The sequence below is a fragment of the Massilia sp. NBRC 108631 genome (assembly GCF_059704565.1).
Map to the genome: position 1 here is coordinate 1 of NZ_BAAKJE010000078.1, position 455 is coordinate 455.

The 455-nt window shown below is 64.8% G+C and carries 1 pseudogene; it reads right to left on the reverse strand.

Going from position 1 to position 455, the window contains the following annotated elements:
- Positions 1 to 455, reverse strand: a pseudogene (locus AC6H42_RS10120) (hypothetical protein); the annotation flags it as partial.

The window sequence follows — 455 nt, forward strand, 5'->3', positions numbered from 1 at the left end:
CCCGTTTGGCCAGGCGCCAGTTCAAACAGGGCGTCGTAGCGCTTGGCCTTGACGATTTGCTCCCAGGCCTGTTCCGGCAGTTGCGCAATCATCCGGCTCAGGCGTTCGGCCTGCGGCACATCGGGGTTGCTCAGATGGGCTTTGACCATGGCGTTGTCGTCGAACGAGGGCGAGACGGTCATCATCAGGCCGGCGAACAGGTGCTGCGCGCTGGGATCGGTGATGCCGTAGCCGTTGGCGCGGCTGACCGCTGCGATGGCCGCTTCGCGCAGCATGCCGCGCTTGATGCCGGCGATGTCCTCCGGGCAGGTCTCTTCCCAATGCCGGACGATGCTTTCGTACAGGTTCTCTTTGTCGAAGTACATCAGCTGGTCGCGCTGGGCCAGCGTAAGGCTGATGGGGGCGAAGGCGTAGCGGGCGATGTCGGCCGGCGTGGCGGGCACGATGTCGATGCT